Annotated in this window: 10 protein-coding genes; 7 read left to right on the forward strand and 3 right to left on the reverse strand. The window is 64.8% G+C overall.

All coding sequences use genetic code 11. The features are described from left to right. Nucleotides 1-220: 220 nt before the first annotated feature. Nucleotides 221-1171, reverse strand: coding sequence for a Ppx/GppA phosphatase family protein (locus tag ET524_RS07640; RefSeq protein WP_129424662.1), 951 nt, complete (start codon nt 1169-1171; stop codon nt 221-223). 318 nt (nt 1172-1489) lie between these two features. Between ET524_RS07640 and ET524_RS11955 the strand changes: the two genes are divergently transcribed. The 7 genes from ET524_RS11955 (at nt 1490) to ET524_RS07675 (ending at nt 18777) form a co-directional block, all read left to right on the forward strand. After that, complete coding sequence (locus ET524_RS11955) at nt 1490-5416, forward strand: InlB B-repeat-containing protein (RefSeq protein ID WP_129424664.1); 3927 nt, start codon at nt 1490-1492, stop codon at nt 5414-5416. Next, nucleotides 5316-11477 carry an InlB B-repeat-containing protein gene (locus ET524_RS07650; protein ID WP_330854451.1) on the forward strand — a complete coding sequence of 2054 codons (6162 nt, stop codon included), beginning with the start codon at nt 5316-5318 and terminating at the stop codon, nt 11475-11477. Before ET524_RS11955 ends, ET524_RS07650 begins: the two co-directional genes overlap by 101 nt. 156 nt (nt 11478-11633) lie before the next feature. Continuing rightward, entirely contained in the window at nt 11634-13373 is a 1740-nt protein-coding gene (locus ET524_RS07655; protein WP_129424668.1) for a polyphosphate--AMP phosphotransferase, read from the forward strand. Between the two features lie 366 nt (nt 13374-13739). Next, nucleotides 13740-14753, forward strand: a complete 1014-nt coding sequence (gene srtB / locus ET524_RS07660) for a class B sortase (protein WP_129424670.1) — start codon at nt 13740-13742, stop codon at nt 14751-14753. Continuing rightward, nucleotides 14750-16255 carry an amidophosphoribosyltransferase gene (purF, locus tag ET524_RS07665; RefSeq protein WP_129424671.1) on the forward strand — a complete coding sequence of 502 codons (1506 nt, stop codon included), beginning with the start codon at nt 14750-14752 and terminating at the stop codon, nt 16253-16255. Before srtB ends, purF begins: the two co-directional genes overlap by 4 nt. A gap of 286 nt (nt 16256-16541) precedes the next feature. Beyond that, nucleotides 16542-17624, forward strand: coding sequence for a phosphoribosylformylglycinamidine cyclo-ligase (gene purM, locus ET524_RS07670; protein ID WP_129424673.1), 1083 nt, complete (start codon nt 16542-16544; stop codon nt 17622-17624). Nucleotides 17625-18099: 475 nt separating this feature from the next. Continuing rightward, entirely contained in the window at nt 18100-18777 is a 678-nt protein-coding gene (locus ET524_RS07675) for a DUF3800 domain-containing protein (RefSeq protein WP_161566633.1), read from the forward strand. A 216-nt stretch (nt 18778-18993) separates the two neighbouring features. Here the strand turns inward: ET524_RS07675 and ET524_RS07680 are convergent, their stop codons facing one another. Next, nucleotides 18994-19983 carry an XdhC family protein gene (locus ET524_RS07680; RefSeq protein ID WP_129424677.1) on the reverse strand — a complete coding sequence of 330 codons (990 nt, stop codon included), beginning with the start codon at nt 19981-19983 and terminating at the stop codon, nt 18994-18996. A gap of 223 nt (nt 19984-20206) precedes the next feature. Beyond that, on the reverse strand, nt 20207-20920 hold the full coding sequence (gene purN, locus ET524_RS07685) for a phosphoribosylglycinamide formyltransferase (protein WP_129424679.1): 714 nt from the start codon (nt 20918-20920) through the stop codon (nt 20207-20209). Nucleotides 20921-21442: the final 522 nt, after the last annotated feature.

Consider the following 21442-nt stretch of genomic DNA (forward strand, 5'->3'; position numbering starts at 1 on the left):
GGCGATGCGTCTTCGTTGATTCGATGTGCGTGCGACCGCTTGCGGGCGGTCAAGTGGAATCGATGATTGCATAACGTGCGACGCCAAGGCGACGGGGTTCCCCAACAACCACGTCCCCTCAACTCATATTTTACTCTGTTTTGATGCTGCGACCAGTCGAATCCTCCACCGGGCCCGAAAATATGGGGTGAAAAAGGTAACGATTCTGTTTCGGATTCGATCAGTCCGCTTGCGGGGGTGCCGACACGGCCCCGAGCATGCGCTCGATCAGGTACCCTTCGCGCACGCCGTGCTTGCATATCACCAGCTTATCGGCGCCAAGATGGCGGAACAGCTCCGCTAAGATGACGCAGCCCGGTACCATGGTGTGCACGCGCTCGGCGGAAGCCTTCAGGGCCGCGTGCCCGAAGGCGGCCGGGTTGCTGCGGCAGGCTTCGAGGATCTGGAGTACCTGCTCGGCCTGGACCTCGCGCGGGCGCGTTTGCAGCTCGTCGAGCTGCTGGACCAGCTTGGCCGCCGCGCGCGTGGAGCCTCCCACGCCGTAGAGCGTGGGGCCCTTGTAGGGCTCGAGGCTGGGAAGCTTGCGCAGGTTGCCGCGGAACTCGCAGGCTATGGCGTCCATCTCGATGGGCACGGGCAGGATGTTGCGGACGAAGCGCGCGAACGAGGACAGCGAACCCTGGCCGAGGCTGACATCGTCGCTGTCGCGGCCGCCGTCGACGCGGGTGAGCTCGGTGGAACCGCCGCCGATGTCGACGAGCGTGCCGCGCTCGAGCGGGGTGGAGCAGCGGGCGCCGACGAACCCGAGGTGCGCCTCGTCGCGCGCGGACAGCAGCGTGACCGCCAGCCCGCAGCGCCGTTCGATTTCCGCGACTGCCTCGGTGCAGTTCACGGCGTTGCGCAGCACGGCGGTGGCGAACACGTCGACGCGCTTGCAGCCGAAGTAGCGCACGCGCTTCATGTGGCTTTTCAGCACGTTGACGGCGCGGTCCACGCCGTCAGAGGTGAACACGCCGTCTTCCACGAACGCGGCAAGGCCCGCCATCACCTTGTCGTTGATGATGCTCTTGAAGTCCTTGCTGGAATAGGTGCTGCGACGATCGTCCTTCACTTCGTAGATGACAAGGCGAATGGAGTTCGACCCCAGGTCGATGACGCCGTAGGTGGGCATTGCCGTTTTCCTTCCTCGATGGCGCTATGCGCCGGTCCCGCTTTGCGATGGCGCCGGCGCGATGCGTCGGCATGAAGTGAACCTTACCCATGATAAAGGTTGCGGGCCTTCGCTTGACGTGCGTAGGCGGCGCTGACGGCTTTTGGGCGAAGAATTTACGCTCCCTTAACGTTGTCGCTTTCGGAGAGGGGAAGGCGGCGCGGCGGTGGCCTGCAGCTGCCGGATTTCCGTGTGGCGGGGCCCTGCCATCCCTTACAATATAAGGTATGCATTCCCTTGCGTTCCGCGGGTTGGAGACGCAGTTGAAAGGTGCCTTCTATGAAGAGCGTCGGTATTTGCAATGCCCTTCTCCGAGTGCTGCTTTCCGTGGCGCTCGTGGTCTCGTTCACGCCCATCCCTGGCCACGCGGCCGAGGGTGCGTCGGCGCAGGGAGGGTCCCCCTCCGCGTCGGTTGGCGAGCAGGCCGCTTCGCTCTCGGAGGGTTCGGGCGAAGCGGCTTCGGCTGCCGACGCCGCCGCCGGGGCCTCGGCCGCCGCCGCCGATGCGGCGGACGACCCGGTAGAGCGCGCCGCCGACGAAGAGCCGGCGCAGCAGGGGGTCCTGTACCCGTTCGGCAAGCTTATGGCCAGCGGGTACATGTATGCGTGCGACAAAGAGGGCAATCTGACGAAGCCTGTCGACAAGGACGACCCCGAGCGCAACGCCATTTCCGCGCGTGACGTCACGAACCTTATCGTCGACTACCACGTTGCCGATATCCCCGAGGACCTGTGCGAGGGCTCGACGAGCCTGACGTCGGTGTTCTTCGAGAATGATCGCCTGGATTCCATAGGCGACTCCGCCTTCGCCGATTGCGCGAACCTTTCCCAGGTCAGCTTCTCCGATATGCATATCGGCTCCATCGGCGCGCGGGCGTTCGCCGGTTGCTCCTCGTTGGCCAGCCTTTCCATTAAGAAGCCCGCTGAAATCGGCGCCTTGGGGGAAGGGTGCTTCCAGAACAGCGGCCTTGAGTCCACCGGTTTGGGGAATATGAAGGGGCTGACGTCCATCCCCGCCGACGCGTACGAGGGGTGCCAGAACCTGTCCGACACGGGCTTGGGGCAAAACCAACAGATCGCCTCGGTGGGCACCTGGGCGTTCGCCAACTGCCCTAATCTGCACCTGACGGGCCTTGAGACGAACACATCGGTGAGCCAGCTGGGCGAAGGGTGCTTCTCCGGGTCGAACCTTGACGGCGGCTTGGTCTTGCCGAGCGGCTCGCGAATCGAGCAGCTGCCCAGCCGGGCGTTCGCCGGCACGAACATGGACTATGCATATTTCCAGTGCGATCATGCGGTGCTCATCGACAGCGACACGTTCCCCAAGCGCGGGATGCAGGTGATGGTTCCGTTGGGCCTGGTCGGCCTGTATCGGTCGGGCCTTCCCGAGCGGAACTGGGATAGCTGCAACGGCGCAACTCCCGTCAGCGTTGCCGAGTGCCTGAAGGGCCTTCGGATCGAGTGCGATCCTGACGTCATGGAGTACGCCGAGGACGACAAGGTTTCCCTTGCCGGCATGAAGGTCACGTTCGACCACGTGTATGGCAGGAGTTCGTTCGATTACGAGGACTTGAAGAACTGCGCGTTCGCCCAGTTCATCGAGGTATATCCCGACGAGGGGTATCTGTTCCGCCCAAGCTTCCACGGCCAGCGCATCCATATGACCTACGACGACGGCGAAGTGTATTTCGATGCGTACTCGACCGAGCCCATGCGCGAGCGCGGCAACACCGACTTGGCGGTGGATATCCGCTACGGCGGCGCGCTCTCCTCCGGGGACAGCGCCACCGGCGCGGGCCAGTACAAGCCCGGTGAAACCTGCGTGGTGGTGGCAAACGCCACCACGCCCGGCAGGACGTTCGCCTATTGGACCGACGAGCAGGGAAACATCCTTTCCGAGGACCAGTGGTACGAGTTCGCGGTGGAGCGGGACACGCTGCTGACGGCGGCGTTCGCCGACAAGGCGAAGGTGGCGCCCGAGGTGCGCCTGGGCAGCGCCGAGGGGCAGCTGGTTGTCGGTGCAAAGGCCAGCGTGTTGGTCGACGGGCGCGACATGGGGACGAGCTTCACGACCTATGCGGGCAAGCATGTGACGCTGACCTGCGAATACGATGCATTGAAGTATCGCCTTGACCATTGGGAGAGCTCGCTTGACAAGCACTATCTGGGAAGCCGCCCTGGGGATACCATCGAATATGACGCCGTTGTTGGCGAGACGCCTATCGCCGTGCTGGTGGAGTACGGGCAGCTGAACGTGTCCGCGAAAAGCGCGTCGGGCCTGGCGCTCGGCCAGGTGAGCGGCTCGGGAACGTACGAGCTGGGGCAGACCGTCAAGCTGTCGGCGATTCCGGCGAAGGGGTGCCGCTTCCTGGGCTGGATGCATCGCGGCGAGCTGCTGTCCATCGAGGCTTCGTATGCGTATCGGGTTCAGGACTTCGACGAGGTGACCGGCTGGTTCGCGTTCGATTTCTCGCAGACGTGGGTGGCCGTGCGCGCCGCGTCGGCGCAGCCCGATCGGGGCAGCGTTACCGGTTCCGGTATGTACGAGGAAGGTGCCCAGGTCACGCTTACCGCAATGCCGCATGTGGGCTACGCCTTCGCCGGTTGGTTGCGCGACGGCGAGCCCATCAAGGGCGGGGAAAAGCTGGTCGTGACCGCTGAAAGCGCTGCTCAGACGGACGCATTAGTAAAGCGGTCACCGCTTTACACCGCTACCTTCGAGTCGGTTGCGTGCAAGGTGGGTTACGAGCAGACGCTCGACACGGGTGGCCGGACGCTGATGGAAGGGGTGGAGGTCCCGCAGGTGACGGGCAGCCTTTCCGCAGAAGGCGGCCAGACGGTCACGCTTGACGCCAAGGCCTTGGGCATGCTCGATGACGATACGGTCTTCACCGGCTGGTTCGATGCCGCCACGGGCGAGCGCGTGTGCGAATCGGTCGTGTACGAGTTCGCGGCAGCAGGCGACGTCGCGCTGCAGGCGCGGTTCTCCCTGAAGGAAGTGGGCGTGCATATCAACCCCGCTCAAGCAACCGATCGCTCCGAAGCGTACGCCTATCTGCAGGTGGATGCGGCTAACTGCTACCGCAACGTCGGCGAGACCGTCCAGCTTTCCGCGACGCTTGACAACGCGCAGTTCGTGGGGTGGTACGCGGCTGACGGCGACGGCTCCGTGGCCATCAGCGACCAACCTACCTGCGAATACCAGGTGGCGAAGCCCGTGAACGAATCCGCGCAGGTAGAGGTCACGCCCTGGTACTCGGCGGTCCCGGCGAGCGTGGTGCTGAGCGTTGCCGGCTCTGACGAGGACGGCAACGCTCCGGGCTACTTCCTGACCTCGGGCCTGTACGGCGTTGGCCAGCAGGTGACGGTGAACGCGGTGCCCGAGCCGGGCTACGTGTTCGACTACGCCACCGACGCGCTGGGCAACACGGTCCCAGCAGCGTCCGACGGCTCGTACACGTTCCTGCTGACTGGCGACACAGAGCTGATAGCGCATTTCCGCGTGGCGGAAAACGACGACGAGGCGTTCGAAGCGCTCAAAACCGCGCTGCTCGCGGTGCTGGGCACGGTGGGGGTCGTCGCCGCCATATACGGCTTGGGCGAGCTGGTGGACCCCATCATCGCGCAGGCCATGATCGACATCGCCGGCGCCGAGACCATCGAGGAGCTGGCCGAGATCGGCAAGAACGCCCTCAGGGAGATCAAGGACATCTTCGACCATCACAAGCACGACAACGACCCGAACAAGCCCCACGGCGACCACTCGGTCGAGATCTTGGCCGCCGCCCATCCCGCGGAGGGCGGCACCGTGCGCGGCGGCGGCATCCACTTCGAGGGCACCATCGCCGAGCTTGAAGCCATCCCCAACCCGGGCTACCGCTTCGTGTGCTGGAAGGAGGACGGCGTCGAGCGCTCCGTGTCGCAGCGCATGCAGATTCGCATCACCGATGCCACGCCTGAGGTGGTGGCCATGACGGCCGTGTTCGAGCGCAACGTGCGCATCACCACGTCCGCCGAGGTGACAGGCGTCGATGCCGGCATCCCCACCGGTTTGCAACGCCACGCCCGATGTGCAGACGCCGCGACAGGGCCAGGAGGCGAAGGTCATCGCCACGGAAGGCGAGGGCTATGCGTTCGTCGGCTGGTTCGAGGACGGCATCGAGGTCTCGAAGTCGCCCGTGTACGTGTTCCCTGCCGAGGTCGATAGGCACCTGGTGGCGAAGTTCCGCAAGGCCGACCGCACCATCGTGGTGGCCGCCGACCCCGACGAGGGCGCGCAAGTGCTCTGCGACGGCCTGCCCGTGGAGGGCGGCGTGGTCAGGGCTGCCGACGGCGACATCCTCACGTTCACGGCGGTGCCTGCGGTGCGCGCCGACGACCCGGATAAGAAGTACAAGCTGGTGGAGTGGCGCAAAACCGACGATTCAGGGCGCACCGCCATCGAACGCGGCGATGTGTGCGAGTATCGCGTGGACGGCAACGGGCGCGTCGCGGCTGTGATGGACGGCAAGGATGTTCACTCCGTTCGCGCGGCCGCCGATCCCGTCGAGGGCGGGACGGCCACGCTCAAAAACGGGGAAAGCATCGGCGAGGTGCTCGACGTGCCCGAAGGGGAAAGCCTCACCGCCACGGCGGAGGCCCGCGAGGGCTACCTGTTCGATGGCTGGTATATCAGCTACGGTGCCGCCGACGTGGCGCCCACGTTCGCTTCCCACGACCAAACCTATACGTTCGCGCCCGTGGCCGACTGTACGGTGACCGCCCGCTTCCAGCGCCTGTGCAAGGTGAGCGTGGTGGTCGAACCCGTAGACGATCTTGCCGGGAAGTACACGGTGACCGGCGACGGCTATTGCGAAAGTGGCAAGCCCGTCACCCTTTCCGTGAAGCTTGCCGACGACGTGCGCGACAAGTTCACGTTCAAGGGTTGGTACCTTGGCGATTCCGGGGTTCCCATGGGAACGGATCCCAGTCACCTGGAGCTCACCCCCGAGCAGGATACGGCGGTGCGCGCGGTGTTCGTGCCCAATCGCTACCGCATAAGCGTGGAGACCGATTCGCTCCTGGTCGAACGCGGCACCGTCGAGATCGAGGGGCATCCCGGCGCCGACGCGGTCATGGCGGAGTACGGAAGCACCGTGACCATCAAGGCCAACCCGAACGAGGGCTTCCGGTTCGCCCATTGGAAGGACGGCAAACGCAAGAAGCATCCCGAGCAGCAGCTGACCGTGCGCGTGACGGGGGACCAGACGTACAAGGCGGTGTTCAAGGGCGCGGAGCCCGAGGTGGTCATCGCGGCCGATACGTGGCTCGGCGGAACGGTGACCTGCAACGGCATCGAGGTCACGCCGACGACGGATTCCTTCTCGTTGGGCGATACGCTGCATTTGAAGGCCGAGCCCAAGACAGGGTACTTCTTCTGGGGCTGGTACGTGAACGGCATCTTCACCAGCCTCGATATGGAATGCGATGTGGTGGCGAAGGGGCTGACCGCCAAATCGGAGCGGTGCACGGTCACGGCGGCGTTCAAGCCCTACGAGGTGGTCTGCCTGCCCGTGGCAAGCCCCGCCGACGGCGGGTCGGTGCGGGCCAGCCGCGTGTTCACCGAGCGTGGCGCGGAGGTCGATCTCAAGGCGCAGGCGTCGCCCGGCTACGAGTTCACGGGCTGGTATTCCGCTACCGGCGAGCTGGAGTCCACCGCGCCCGAGTTCACGTGCCGCCTGATGCGCAGCCACGTGCACGTGGCGCATTTCGAGGAGCGCTCCTACGAGATTTCGGCGGTGCCGGCAGTGGCCGGCGACGGCGGGGTTTTGATCGAGGACCGTTCGGCCGGCTGGGTCGAGGGCGCCGGGGTAGTTGACGCCGGCTATTCGGCGAACCTTTCCGCCCACGTGCTTTCGGGCTATGCATTCGAATACTGGGCCGATGACCGGGGCAACGTGGTGAGTCGCGATGCGGATTATCGCTTCGTGCCCTCTGGTGAGATGAAGCTGTTCGCTGTGTTCTCGGCTAAGCAGTTCACCGTGAACGTTTCCGCAGGTGAAGGCTTTGGCAGCGCCACGGGCTCGGGCACCTACGCCGCGGGCAAGGTGGCGTGCGTCAGCGCCATCCCCGATGCCGGGGCGCATTTCGTCGGCTGGTTCAGCGGCGGCGCCTGCCTGTCCACCGATGCCACGTACCGCTTCCCGGTGAGCGCGGATATCGACCTGGAGGCCGTGTTCGGCATGGGCTCGTTCACGGTGAGCACCATCGCCTCCCCGACGGAGGCAGGCTACGTGAGCGGCTTCGGCGGCTTCGACGAGGGGCAGCGCACCACGCTGTCGGCCACGGCCAAGCCCGGCTTCACCTTCGATTGCTGGCGCGATGCGCAGGGCGCGCAGGTCAGCGGCCTTCCCGAGTGCACGGTGGCCGTTTCGGGCGATGCCGCGTACGCCGCGTGCTTCAAGCGCAACTCCTACGGCGTGTCGCTCAGCTCGAATGTGGAGGGCGTCGGCGAGCTGTCGGGCGAGGGCGTGTACGAGTTCGGTCAGGTGGTGCACGTGCAGGCGCGGCAGACCGACGACCGCCGCTTCGTTGGCTGGCAGCTGGTGGGCGCCGACGGCTCGAAGACGCATTTCGCCGACGACGCGGACGCCTGGTTCGTGCTCGACGAGGGCCTGATCGAAGCCATAGACGACGGCGTGCTGGAGCTTGAGGCGCAGTTCGCCGACCCGTACGAGGTGGCGGTCAAGGCCACCCCGGTGGTGAAGGGCAAGTCCACGAACCGCCGTTGCCGCGTGCAGGGCACCGGCGCCTACGAGGCGGGGGAGACCGTCACGCTCAACGCCGTTGCGGGCCTGGGCTACCGGTTCGTCGGCTGGACCTCCGACCGGGAGGGGCATGTCGTGGTCAGCACGGACGAGGTGCTCAGTTTCGAGGCCAAGTCCGACGTGCTGTACTATGCGCAGTTCGAGGCGGATGGGCAGGTCACCATCACCGCGTCCCAAAGTTCCATTTTGCGCGGAAAGGCATTCCTGACCAGGGGAAACGGATTGACCAGCGCTACGATGACCTGCGACAAGGGAGACCCGTTCGTGGCTATGGCCATCCCGTGGGCTACCTATCGCTTCTCGCACTGGATCGACGATGCGGGCGCCATCTTGAGCTACAACGCCGTGTACGTGGGCATCGCCCAGCAGGACATGCAGCTGACAGCGGTGTTCTACGACGCGGGTTTCGACCTGCAGGTGGACACGTATCCGGCTAGCGCGGGTTTCTCCACGGTGGTCCCCTTCACCGGCGACGGCTACCTGACGGCGACGTGGATGGTGACCATCCCGTTCCCCGGTTGGAGGTTCCGCTGCTGGATCGATGAACGCGGCGCGCCGGTGGGCTTCAGCCCGATCATCGTGCGGCCGGCGGTGGCGAACAAGACCTACACGGCGTATTACGTAAGGGATTCATGGAACGTCTTGGCGGTCGACCCGCGCGACGGCGGGCATATCGATGGCTCGTCGGAAAACGATGAGTGGGGTTGTGCCGTGGTCGACAAGGTGGAGAACGGCTCCTCGTGCACGTTGCGAGCCGTGCCTGATGAAGACTACGTTTTCGATGGCTGGTATGCGATCGGGGAAGGCGGCGCCGTTGGGAGCGAGCCGTTGAGCACCGACGCGGCTTGGACGTTCGCGCCTGACGCCGACATGACGGTGACGGCCAGGTTTGTGGAGAAGCCCATGCTTTCGGCGAAGGCGTCGGCGGTCAACGGCACGGTGGATCCTGCCAGCGTGGCCGTGCCTTGGGGCGGCAGCGTCTCGTTCACGGCTGCGCCCGATGCGGGGTGCTACCTGGAGCGCGCGACCGCGACCGACGTGCGCGATGACGGCTCGGCCGCAGATGCCGTCGAGCTTGACATAGCCGACTACCAGGGCGGAAGCTATCGTGCGACCTTGGACGGCGTCAAGGCGCCGCAGGAACTGGCGTTTTTGTTTGCTCGCGCGAGTCAGCCCGTGGTGAAGGCGCAGCCGCAAGGCGCCAGCGTGCATGAGGGCGAAGCGGTGACGCTTTCGGTTGCGGCCGATGCTGCCGAGGACGTTCTTGCCCACGAGGAGGTATCGTGCGGGGTCGCGGCGACCCATGAGCTGGGCTATCAGTGGTTCCGCGTGACCGACGGCGGCGATGACGTGGCGCTTGAAGGCGAAACGTCCCCTTCGCTGACGCTGGCTTGCGTTGCGGCGGCGGATGCGGGTTCGTACTATTGCCGTGTCACGCAAACGTATCTGGGCACGGTGACGTCCGTCGAGACCGATCGGGCCGAGGTGTCCATAGCCAAGCGGGAGGACCTGGCGTTCAACGCATGCGGGTTGCCCGTTGCGACCGCGCATAGCGAATATGCAGGGGCCATAAAGCCCGCTACCGGCGGTACCGCGCCTTATGCGTATGTCGTTGCGCCTGACAGCGCGTTGCCTGAGGGCCTGCGCCTGGAAGTTGCCGAGGACGGCGCGGTGCAGATCGTGGGAACGCCGGAGAGCGCGGGAGTGTTCGGCTTTGGCATCGTGTGCTCTGATTCTGCTGGTCAGACATGTGTTGCCCGCTTTGCGCTGATGGTTGCGCCGCAGAAGGCGGATTTGTCGTTCGCCGAGGGGAACTTCGTGTACGACGGTCAGCCCCAGGCCCCCGAGCTTGAGGGCGTCCCGGCTGAGTGCGCCGGCTCGGTTGCGCTGTCCTTCTCGGGAACGGGCGGCACCCGCTATTCCGGCAGCACGGCTCCCACGGATGCGGGCACGTACCGGGTGGTGGCAAGGCTGGCCGCAAACGGGTGCGTCGGGCGCGCCGTCGCCGAGTTTGCGATTGCGCAAAAGCCCGTTTCCTTCGACATCGCGGCGGTTGATTGCGTGTACGACGGGAATGCCCATGGCGTGCAGGTGGATGCGTGCGGGCTGCCCGAGCAGGATTATTCCGTGGCGTACGAGGGCAAGGACGGCACCGCGTACGGCCCGACTTCGGAGGCTCCCCGCGACAGCGGCAGCTACGTTGCGACCGCGCGCGTGGAGAACCCGAACCTGGTCGGGGAGCAGAAAGCCTCGTTCACCATAGCGAAGGCGCCGCAGGCCATCACGGGCCCGACATCGTATTCGGGCGTGTTCGGCGGCCCGGGCATCGTCTTGCAGAATACGGCGAAGACCCCGGTGACGTTCGAGCTTGTGCAGGACGCCGACGGCGATGCGCTCGTTTCGCTGCAGGGCTGCTATGCCACGATCAATGCAGCTGGCGTCGCGCGCGTGATCGCCCGCGCGGCCGAGAGCCGCAACTACCTTGCTGCCGATGACATGGAGCTGACCATCTCGGTGGCGCCTGCCCAGCTTCTGGTGGCGGTGGACGATGCCGAGCGTATGGAAGGGGAGAGCAACCCCGCCTTCACCAGCAGCTTGGTGAGCCGTGCGAACACGGATGGGGTGGAGGTGCGTTATTCGTGCGATGCCGACGAGAAGTCCCCGGCTGGCGACTACATTATTACTGCAAGCGTCGACGACCCGAACTTCGCCGCGACTATCGTGCCGGGCACGCTCACGGTGGAGCCGGAGCCCGATCCCGGGCCGGGGCCTGTGGACCCCGACAACCCTGATCCGGGTCCCGATCCGGTAGACCCGCCCAATCCGCCCGGCCCGGGCCCCGACCCCGACCCTGATCCGGTCGATCCGCCGAATCCGCCGGCGCCCGATCCCGATCCCGATAACCCCGATCCGGGCCCCGATCCCGTAGACCCGCCGAGCCCGCCCGACCCCGGGCCGGGCCCTGATCCCGTCGACCCGCCTGATCCCGGACCCGGCCCCGACCCGGTCGACCCGCCCGATCCGGGGCCTGATCCTGACCCTGACCCTGGACCGGGGCCTGTGGATCCGGATAACCCCGAACCCGCGCCGGATCCCGCGAACCCGCCGTCTCCGGGCCCCGGGCCGGACCCGATGGACCCTGACAGCCCCGATCCCGGACCCGGGCCCGGGCCTGGCCCTGACGACCCGGATAACCCCGGTGGTCCCGATGACCCGGGCAAACCGGACCCCTTCGACCCTTCGAAGCCGGATCCGAGCGATCCTCCGGGCTCCGACCCCGCCAACCCCGACGGTTCGTCGTCGGGCCCTGGCTCCGCCAAGGCTTCCGGAGTCGCGGCTCTCGGGCAAACAGGCGCCGCGGCCGCCAAGACCGGCGCTGCGGCAACCAGCGTCGCTGCGCTCGTCGCGGTGGCCCTGGCGGCCCTGGCGGCAATCGTCGCGATACGCCGGCGTCGCAGGTAAAGTCAACGGTTGGTTACGATTCCCTGTCGCCGCCGTTCCCGCTTCGGCGTGTGCTAGCATGAAGGCAAGGATTCCCGCCATGCTGCACGCGCCGTTGCGCTGCTCGGAGCCGCTAGCCGTGTGGGATGGTATCGATCGCGAAGGGGAGGGCCGCCTATGCTGGAGACCGTCGATTTCTCTGAGGAGCCGCTTCCGAAGGAAGAGTACAAAGCCCGCCGCGACCAGCTGACCGAGCAGCTGGTGGTGCTGCAGCAGCAGGCGCGCGCGGCCGGCGTGGGCCTGGTGGTGCTGTTCGAGGGCTGGAACGGCGCGGGCAAGGGCAGCCGCATCTCCGACCTCATGTACAACCTGGATGCGCGCGCCACCAGCGTTTACGTCACCGAGAACATCAACGTGGCCGACATGGCGGCGTTTCCCGGCAACAGCCAGGGCGTCACGGGCTTTTACCCGTCCATGCAGCAGTTCTGGAACGCGCTGGGCATGCGCGGCACCATCACGTTCTACGACCGCGGCTGGTATACCACGTCGGTGCAGCGCATGCTGTATACCCAGTTCGGGGACGTGAAAATCAAGCACGGAAAAGTGAAGCGGCCCAAGGCCGCCGTGGCGCGCGCCGTGCACGAGGCCGCCGAGGAGCGCCACATCGACGCGCTGCGCGGCGCGCTGGCAAGCGCGGCCGACTTCGAGAAGCAGCTGACCGACGACGGCTACGTGGTGGTGAAGTTCTTCGTCCATGTGACGAAGGAGGCGCAGCGCAAGCGCCTGACGCGCCTGCGCGAAGACCCGGCCACGGCCTGGCGCGTCAGCGACGGGAAAATGGCCACCATCGGCGAATACGAGGAGGCGTACCGCCTGTACGACAACCTGCTTGAGGGCAGCGACTTCTCGTACGCGCCGTGGCACCTGATCAACGGCGAGGACAAGCGCCGCGCCAACATCGCCATCGCCGAAACGCTGGTGGACGCGCTTTCGCGCGCGCTGGCGGCCGCACCCGACCCGGCGGCGGCTGCAGCGGCGGCAAAAGCCCAGGCCAACAGTGCCGGCAGCCTGGACGAGGCTCCCATCGAGGGTCGCAGCGCCGATGTGCAGGCCGCCATCGAGCAGGCCGCGGCGGCGCAGGCGGCCGAGCAGCACGCCCATGCGCCGCGTGCCAGCCGCTTCCGCATCGTGTCGAAGCTGCCGTCGCTTGATAAGGTGGACCACACGCTGTCGCTTGAGCCCGACGAGTACAAGCGCCGCCTGAAAGCGCAGCAGGAGCGCCTGAACAAGCTGGAAATGGAGATGTACCAGGCGCGCGTGCCGCTTATGGTCATGTTCGAAGGCTGGGACGCGGCGGGCAAAGGCGGCGCCATCAAGCGCGTGGCGCAGGCGCTCGACGCGCGCGCCTACACCATCTTCCCCAGCCCGGCGCCCACGAAGCCCGAGCTGTTGCACCCGCACCTGTGGCGCTATTGGACACGCCTGCCGAAGGCGGGGCACGTGGGCATTTACGACCGCAGCTGGTACGGGCGCGTGCTGGTGGAGCGCGTGGAGGGCTTCGCGTCGAACGCCGAATGGGCGCGCGCCTACGACGAGATCAACGAGTTCGAGCAAGACCTGGTGCGCTGGGGCGCCGTGCTGCTGAAGTTCTGGGTGGACGTCAGCCCCGACGAGCAGCTGGCGCGCTTCCGCGCACGGCAGGACGACCCGGCAAAGCAGTGGAAGATCACGGACGAGGATTGGCGCAACCGCGATAAATATCCGCAGTACAAAAGCGCTGTCGAGGACATGTTCCGCCTGACGTCCACGCCGTTTGCGCCGTGGATCGTGCTGGAGTCCGACGACAAGCGCTTCGCCCGCGTGAAAGCGCTCGAAATCATCAACGACGCGCTTGAAGCGCGCTTGCACGGCGAGTGATTGCGCGGTACTATGACGTTTCAAGTAATACAGGATTAAGGCGTGAAAACGCTGCTAAAACTTCGGAACTAGTAAAAGGGGATTATCATGGATTTGAGCGTTCTTCCTGGCTGGACCATTCCGGTCATCGTTGCCATCATCGTGCTGATCATCGTGGGCTTCATCGTCAAGGGCTTCCTCGACGAAATGAAGAAATAGCAGGCCGTGCATCGCACGCTGCGGCAACAAGATAGTGGATTTGCGGTTTCGTACGTATGCGCCCCCTGTACCGGGGGCGCTTTGCGTATGATGGTAACGAATTCGAAACGAATGCGCTGCGCGCGGTGCGGCTTGGCCGGCTGCGCGCGGCGTTAAGGGAAGGCCCAGATGTCCGACAAGCAGCATGCTTCCAGCTCGCGTCGCGGGGCGCACGCGCGCCCGTCCGCGCCCGCAAGCCAGCTCGCGCCCGCGCAGCCCGGCGCGTTTCGTCCGGCCGCGGCGCAAACCGGCGCGTACGCGCGCGAAAACTACGGCAGCGCCGCTCGCGCCAAGCGCGGCGGTGGGGTGTGGCGCGTCGTGTTCATCGTGGCCATTATCGTGTTCGTCATTGCCGCCAGTGCGCTTGCGTTCATCGGCTACGGGTATTGGCACGGCCAGCAGAACAACAAAGAGCTTGCGGCCACGGGCTTCAACCCGCCCGATACCGCGCAGCTTGAGCGCACCGACCTGGCCAGCTTCACCGTTGATTGGGATGCCTTGCGCGCCATCAACCCCGAAACCATCGGCTGGATCTACATTCCCGGCACCACCATCAACCTTCCCATCGTGCACACCGACGACGATGCGCACTACCTCAAAACCGATTTTTACGGCGAAACGAACTGGGCCGTGTCGTTCGGCGCCATCTTCCTGTCTGCGGAAAACGCCGCCGATTTCTCCGACGCGAACAACATCGTGTACGGCCACCACATGAACGACGGCTCCATGTTCTCGCCTATCGCCGATTTCGAGGACCCCGACACGTTCAACGCGCGCCGAACCGTGTACATTTTCACCCCGTCCGGAAACTACCGCCTGACCACGTTCAGCCTGGTGCACTGCGCCGCCGACGACCCGCTTGCGCAAACGGTGTTCGCCAGCGAGCAGGAGCGCGCCGCATACGTGCAGGACAAGGTAGACCGTTCCGTCGTGTCCGTCGAGGGGCTGCCCTCGGCTACGGATATGAACCACACGTTTACGCTCGCCACCTGCGATAACTCGGCCCAAAACGGCCGCTGGGTGCTGTTCGCGTACGTGGCTGAGCAAACCGCCGGCGCGGCTGTGCCCGCCGGCGCAACCAGCATTGTCAACCCCGAGGACGTGGCCGCCGTCGATGAAGCGGCAAAGGAGACAGCAGCATGAGCACCTCGATTCTGCCGGGAGAGCGCCCCGACCGCTTGGAGGAGGAGTGCGCCGTGTTCGGCGTGTTCGCCCCGGGCGAGGACGTTGCGCGCATGACGTGCTTCGGCCTGCAGGCGCTGCAGCACCGCGGGCAGGAATCCGCCGGCATTGCCGTGGGCGATGGCGAAACCATTATGGTGTCGAAGGACCTGGGCCTGGTCACGCAGGTGTTCGACGAGGCGCGCCTTGCCGCGCTCGAAGGGTTCGTGGCCGTGGGCCATGCGCGCTATTCCACCAGCGGCGCCGCGGCGTCGTGGGAGGCCGCGCAGCCGCACATCTCGGCCATCGACGAGACGCTCATCGCGCTGGCGCACAACGGCACGCTGGTGAACACGAACTCGCTGCGTGCGCGCCTGATTGACGAGGGCATCCAGCTGCGCGCCGGCACCGACTCGGAAGTGGCTGCGAAGGCTATCGGCAACGTCACGCAGAAGACGCACCACCTGCGCGAGGGCATCCGCTACGCCATGGAGCACCTGCAGGGCGCCTACGCCATGGTGCTGGCCAGCCCCGATTGCCTGTACGCGTTCCGCGACCCCAACGGCATCCGCCCGCTGTGCATCGGCCAGCTGCCCGACGGCCGCGGCTGGGTGGTTTCCAGCGAAACGTGCGGCCTGGACATCGTGGGCGCCGAGTACGTGCGCGACGTCGAGCCCGGCGAGATCGTGCGCTTCAGCAAGCAGGGCGTCACGTCTGAGCAGGGCGTTTCCGCCGCCAAGCGCGCCAGCTGCATCTTCGAGTACGTGTACTTCGCCCGCCCCGACTCCATCATGGACGGCCAGTCGGTCTACCAGGCGCGCCGCAACATGGGCCGCATCCTGGCGCGCGAGGCCCCGGCCGAGGCCGACCTGGTGCTCGGCGTGCCCGACAGCGGCATCCCGTCGGCCATGGGTTTCGCGTTCGAAAGCGGCATCCCGTATTCGGACGGCATCGTGAAGAACCGCTACGTGGGCCGCACGTTCATCCAGCCCACGCAGGCCATGCGTCAGCTGGGCATTCGCCTGAAGCTGAACCCGCTGCCGTCGGTCATCCGCGGCAAGCGTCTCGTGGTCATCGATGACTCCATCGTGCGCGGCAACACGTCGAAGAAGCTCATCGAGATGCTGCGCGCCGCCGGCGCCACCGAGGTGCACTTGCGCATCGTCAGCCCCGAGGTGCTGTGGCCGTGCTTCTACGGCATCGACACCGACACGCGCGACCAGCTGATTGCGGCGAACATGACGAACGCGGAAATGTGCGAGTGGATGGGCGCCGATTCGCTGGCGTTCATCAGCCTGCAGGGCCTGCGCGACAGCCTGCCCGACGTGCGCACGCCGGGCTATTGCGAGGCGTGCTTCTCGGGCGATTACCCGGTGGAGATTCCGTCGTACACCGCGCGCAACAGCTTCATGACGAAGGCCGACTTCGCTGAGCAATACGCCCGCGAGGCGGCCGAGGCCGAGAAGACTCAGATCAGCGTGTAAGAAGCGAAGGCGAAGGCTGCCGGTTGCAACCGGCAGCCGGCAGTGTGCGAGGTGCGGGGCGCGTCCCCGGGGCAGGCCCGGAAGGCAGGCCCGGAAGGCAGGCCCGGAAGGCAGGCCCGGAAGGCAGGCCCGGAAGGCAGGCCCGGAAGGCAGGCCCGGAAGGCAGGCCCGTGGAGGCTTCAATGCTTTCTCGTGATGCGGCGGTTTCGCGCTTGGGCGCGCCGGTATGGCCTTCGCCATGTAGTAGGTAACAGGTCCTTTGGACTTCAACGATAAGGAGCAAACAGTGAGCAAGCAGGAAGTCACCTACGCAGCGTCGGGCGTGGACATCGCCGAGGGCGCGCGTGCCGTTGACGCCATCAAGGAAACCGTGCATTCCACGTATCGCCCTGAGGTGGTGGGCGACATCGGCGGCTTCGGCGGCCTGTTTTCCATCGCGGCGGCCAAGGACATGGCCGAGCCGCTGCTGGTGTCCGGCACCGACGGCGTCGGCACGAAGCTGAAGGTGGCGCAGCTGGCGGGCAAGCATGGCACCGTGGGCATCGACCTGGTGGCCATGTGCGTGAACGACATTCTGGCGTGCGGCGCCGAACCGCTGTTCTTCCTGGACTACATCGCCATCGGCAAGCTGCGCCGTGAGCACGTGGCCGAGGTTGTGGCCGGCATCGGCGAGGGCTGCCGTCAGGCGGGCTGCGCGCTCATCGGCGGCGAGATGGCCGAGCACCCCGGCGTCATGGATCCCGACGACTACGACCTGTCCGGCTTCACCGTGGGCATCGTCGACAAGCCGAAGATGCTGGATCCCGAAAGCGTGCGCGAGGGCGACGTGCTTATCGGGCTGGCGTCGTCGGGCCTGCATTCGAACGGCTATTCGCTGGCGCGCAAGGTGTGCGTGGAGGGTAAAAGCCGCGAAGAGCTGCTGGCGCCCGTTGAGGCGCTGGGCGGCCAGTCGGTGGCCGACGCGCTGCTGACGCCGACGCGCATCTACGTGAAGCAGGTGCTTGGCACGCTCGCGGCGTGCCCGGGCGCGGTGCGCGCGCTGGCGCACATCACGGGCGGCGGCATTTCCGAGAACTTGAACCGCGCCCTGAACGAGCGCGTGGATGCGCAGGTTGACCTGGGCTCTTGGCCGGTGCCGGCTGTGGCGAAGTACGTGTGCGACGCCGCCGAGCTGTCCGAGCCGCAGGCGCTCAAGACGTTCAACATGGGCGTGGGCATGATTTTGATCGTGGACCCGGCACGCGCCGAAGAGGTGGAGGCTGCGCTGGTCGAAGCCGGCGAGCAGACGTACCGCGTCGGCTGCATCGTTGCCGGCAAGGGCGAAGTAACCTATGCGGGCGAAGGCAACCTCTACGGTTTCGAGGGGTAAACGCCTGCGACGCGCAAGGTGCGCCGGCGAAAGCGCGCGAGAGGGAAAGCGCCGATAAGCGAAATGCCTAGCAAGGGCCGCTGCAGTATTCGAGCTGTAGCGGCCCTTGGCGTTTGACGGTCTTTTGGGCGCGTGTATTTGGTTTTCCGCGCCCAGGACGTTGTCGCGGTCCGCCGTTTCGCTGGAGTTTTTGCTTCTTGGGGCGCGCTCCAGGTCGTTTGATTTGTTGCACAACAAATCAAACGGTTGCTTTTCTACATGGATGCTACCTCGGCCATGTGCTGATCGATAACCCTCATTCCCCGAGAGGGGACGGATTGGTATTTTTATATTGTTAAGCGTACGCATGTTCGCTATAATTAGTCTTGTAATAGCGCGTTGGTTAGTGGTATAAATGACATTGGTCCTCCCGAAAGGGTCGGCCTCCAAGAGCCGGGGGGTTTCCCCCGGCATTTTTTTATTGGAGGCAAAACCTATGCGGGAGATTTCAATATTCGTGGATGAATCGGGCGATGCTGGCGAAACGTCCCGCTTCTACCTGATTACCCTTGTGTTTCACGAGCAGAATCTCAGCATCTCCAATGTCGTTGCAGTTTACGAGCAAGATTTGGCTAGGCGAAACATGGCGGATATTCCAATGCATTTGGGACCCCTTATGAACGGCAATGATGACTATAAGCTCCTGACGACTGCCGAGCGGAAGCAGTATCTATCCTGCTTCCGTATTCTCGTTGAGCATATGCCATTCTCGTACATTACGCTTGCATATGAAAAGGCGCATTTCAATGACGAGATTGCCAAGCTTCTCATGCGTATGAAACGCGATCTTACACAGTTTCTGTTTGATCGCTTCGAGTACCTTAGCCGGTTTGAAGCGGTAAAAGTTTATTATGACAATGGACAAAGCATCGTGACAGAGGCAATTCATGATGCGGTCGAATACGTCTTGGCCAAGAACGCGATTATTTATAAGGACGCAAGCCCACGTGATTACAGGCTCTTTCAGGTGGCTGATTATATCTGCTCGCTAGAGCTTATTGATGCAAAATACTCATGCGGAGCTCAAAGCAATACTGACGAGAGGTTTTTCGGAGCTTACGGATCGTTTAAGAAAAACTGGTTAAAGAAGTTACGGAGGAAGCGGCTTGTGTGATGAAGGGGCAAGTCGTTTGTCGTACTTTGTAGGTTTCAAGTAATGACTACTGGTGAATTATGAGTTTGCTCAAGGTCCTGAGAATTGCTGGTTTGCTGCAGGTATGACGGGGATGATTTTTGCTGGGAAAGCACTGCGTGCGATTAACTGCATATAAAGCAAGCGGGCCCGCGGCTAAGGCTGCGGGTCCGCTTGCGTGCTTTCGTTGTCGGTGCGTTAGCGGCCGAGGCTTGCGTCGTGCTTTGTTTGCGCTTCGGCGCTGTAGCGCTGGCGGTAGCGCACGTCCACCAGCTCGGCCACGATGGCGATGGCCAGCTCGGCGGGGGTTTTCGCGCCGAACTTCAGGCCGATGGGGCGCTTGATGCGCTCCCACTGCTCTTCGGTGGCACCGCGCGCGATCACTAGGTCGTGCACGGTGGAGTTCTTGCCCTTGCAGCCCATCATGCCCACGTAGTGCACGCCGTGGCGCACGGCCCACACGCAGCTGTCGGGGTCGAACATGTGGCCGCGCGTCAGCACGCACACGTAGTCGCCGGGCGCGGGCGTTAGGCTGGCCAGCCCGTCGAAGTTGCTGCCTTCAAGCAGCACGCGCGTGGCATCGGGGAAGCGCTCGGGCGAAAGGTACGCCGGGTCGTAGTCGACGGCCGTGACGGCGAACCCCACGTGCGCAGCCAGCGCCGACACCTCGGCCGCCGCGTCCGATGCGCCGAGCAGCCACACGCGCACCTGGTCGAACAGCGGCACGGAAAGCCAGGTCAGGCCTTCGAACTGTTCGTTGTGCATGCTTGGGCCGCGCGTGACGTCCTTCATCTGGAACACGTCGCGCGGGCTTGGCGTGCGCGCGGACACGATTTCCTTCGCGTCGTTGCAAAAGAACACGGCGCCTTGCCCGTCGGCCGAGCCCACGTCGCCATACTTCTTCGTGACCTCGTTGTCGGTGTTGGCCTGCGCTGCGGCGGCGTCCCACACGATCTTGAAGCCCAGCCAAGCCAGGTCGCCCTCGTTCATGGCGCGCGCGGCGCGCTCGAACACCGGTGCATCGGCTGCCGTGAGCGCGGCGGCAAGTTTGCCCAGGTCATCGGGCGATATGTGCGCGTTGCCTGCCAGCGCCTGCGCGCTGAAGCACGGGAAGTCCTCGACCGAAAGCTCCACCGCGCGCCCAGCGCGCAGTTCGGCAGCAATGCTCTCCAGCAGTTCCTTGTTCATGTAACCACCTTCATATCGTATGGTACTCACATTGGGTACGCGTCTTTGAGGCACCAGTTCTCGATGCCCCGAAATTCAGGAAAATCAGCAAGTTGCTTTACCGGCATTGACGTGGGATTACTTTCGTTTTACCACGTCAGACGCTTGCAGAAAAATGAGAATTTTGGGGCGTGTGAAAAGCACCGGGCGGCAAAGCGGTGCGCTCGCCGCCATTTCGCTCTTCTTATCGCAGCGTGCCCACGTGGCGACGCAGGGTGTAATGCCCTTGATGCGTGCCGACGGTGCACGCGTTGGCGGCCTTATCCTGGGCGGCTGCGCCGCCTTCGGGCGCTACGTGCACGTGGCCGGCGTCGTCGACGCTTACGCGGCCGGCGGCAATCCAGCCGAGCACGCGCGGGTACAGCTCGTGCTCAACCTGGTGAATGTGCGCTTCAAGCGTCTCGAGCGTGTCGTCCTCGGCAACGCGCACCGGCTCCTGCGCCACGATGGGGCCCTTGTCGTAGTCCTCGTTGGCGAAGTGCACGGTGACGCCCGTGGCCTTCACGCCCGCCGCGAACGCGTCGGCGATGGCGTGCGCACCCTTGAACGACGGCAGCAGCGCCGGGTGCAGGTTCAGCACGCGGTTCGGGAACGCGTTCAGCATGACCGGCGTGACCTTGCGCATGTAGCCGGCCATGACCACGTACTGCGCGCCGGCGGCCTGCAATTCAGCCACGATCTGCGCGTCGGCCGCTTCAGGGTCGGCGTATACCGCGCGGTTGAGCGACGTTGTGGGGATGCCGGCCGCTCGCGCGCGCTCGATGCCGTACGCGTCGGGGCGCGATGAGATGACTTTCACCACCTCGACGGCAAGGCCGTTTGCGGTCTGATCGATGATGGCCTGCAGGTTCGTGCCGCTGCCGGACAGCAGCACGCCGATTTTCAGCTTCTCAGTCACGGTGAGCCTTTCGTTTGGCGGGTGTGGGACGCGGGCGCCGCGCCTTGCGTCCCAATACGTTTGCAGCCAGTATACGCGCAGGCGGCAGCCCAAAAGCCCCGCCGTTTACAAGCGCCACTAAGTATTCAAGCAAGAAGAGACGGCCGCTGCCCTTTGGCGTAATGTCGCGAAGAGGTTCGACGCTGCAAGGGCATGGGATGAGCACAAACTAGCGGGAGTTCGTTTGGCGGAGTGCCTAGTTTTGACGTGGATTGGTGATTCCCGCGTGCTTCGCAGGCGAATAGTGGGGGTGGGCGAGATGGTCGCTTTCGCAATCTGCTCGATGCTTGGCAAGTAAATAGCGAGAGAAGCAAATGCAGGTGTTTGCCTCTTCTTCGGCGTGTGTCACGCGGTCTTTTCATTTGCTCATCGCTTTTTCGCGTCGCGCGCTTGCCCCTGTCGTTGCGCAGTTCGCCTGTTGCTTTGCCGTTCTCGTTTCGCGACCTCGCCGAACGTTCTAAGATGAGCGCATGCGACGCGAGT

The sequence above is a fragment of the Senegalimassilia faecalis genome (assembly GCF_004135645.1).
Lineage (GTDB): Bacteria > Actinomycetota > Coriobacteriia > Coriobacteriales > Eggerthellaceae > Senegalimassilia > Senegalimassilia faecalis.

What these genes read in the sequence shown, in the direction of transcription:
- srtB (WP_129424670.1), top strand. Translation starts at nt 13,740, where the DNA reads ATGTCCGACAAGCAGCATGCTTCCAGCTCGCGTCGCGGGGCGCACGCG.
- purF (WP_129424671.1), top strand. Translation starts at nt 14,750, where the DNA reads ATGAGCACCTCGATTCTGCCGGGAGAGCGCCCCGACCGCTTGGAGGAG.
- ET524_RS07680 (WP_129424677.1), bottom strand. Translation starts at nt 19,983, where the DNA reads ATGAACAAGGAACTGCTGGAGAGCATTGCTGCCGAACTGCGCGCTGGG.
- ET524_RS07655 (WP_129424668.1), top strand. Translation starts at nt 11,634, where the DNA reads ATGCTGGAGACCGTCGATTTCTCTGAGGAGCCGCTTCCGAAGGAAGAG.
- ET524_RS11955 (WP_129424664.1), top strand. Translation starts at nt 1,490, where the DNA reads ATGAAGAGCGTCGGTATTTGCAATGCCCTTCTCCGAGTGCTGCTTTCC.
- ET524_RS07675 (WP_161566633.1), top strand. Translation starts at nt 18,100, where the DNA reads ATGCGGGAGATTTCAATATTCGTGGATGAATCGGGCGATGCTGGCGAA.
- ET524_RS07640 (WP_129424662.1), bottom strand. Translation starts at nt 1,171, where the DNA reads ATGCCCACCTACGGCGTCATCGACCTGGGGTCGAACTCCATTCGCCTT.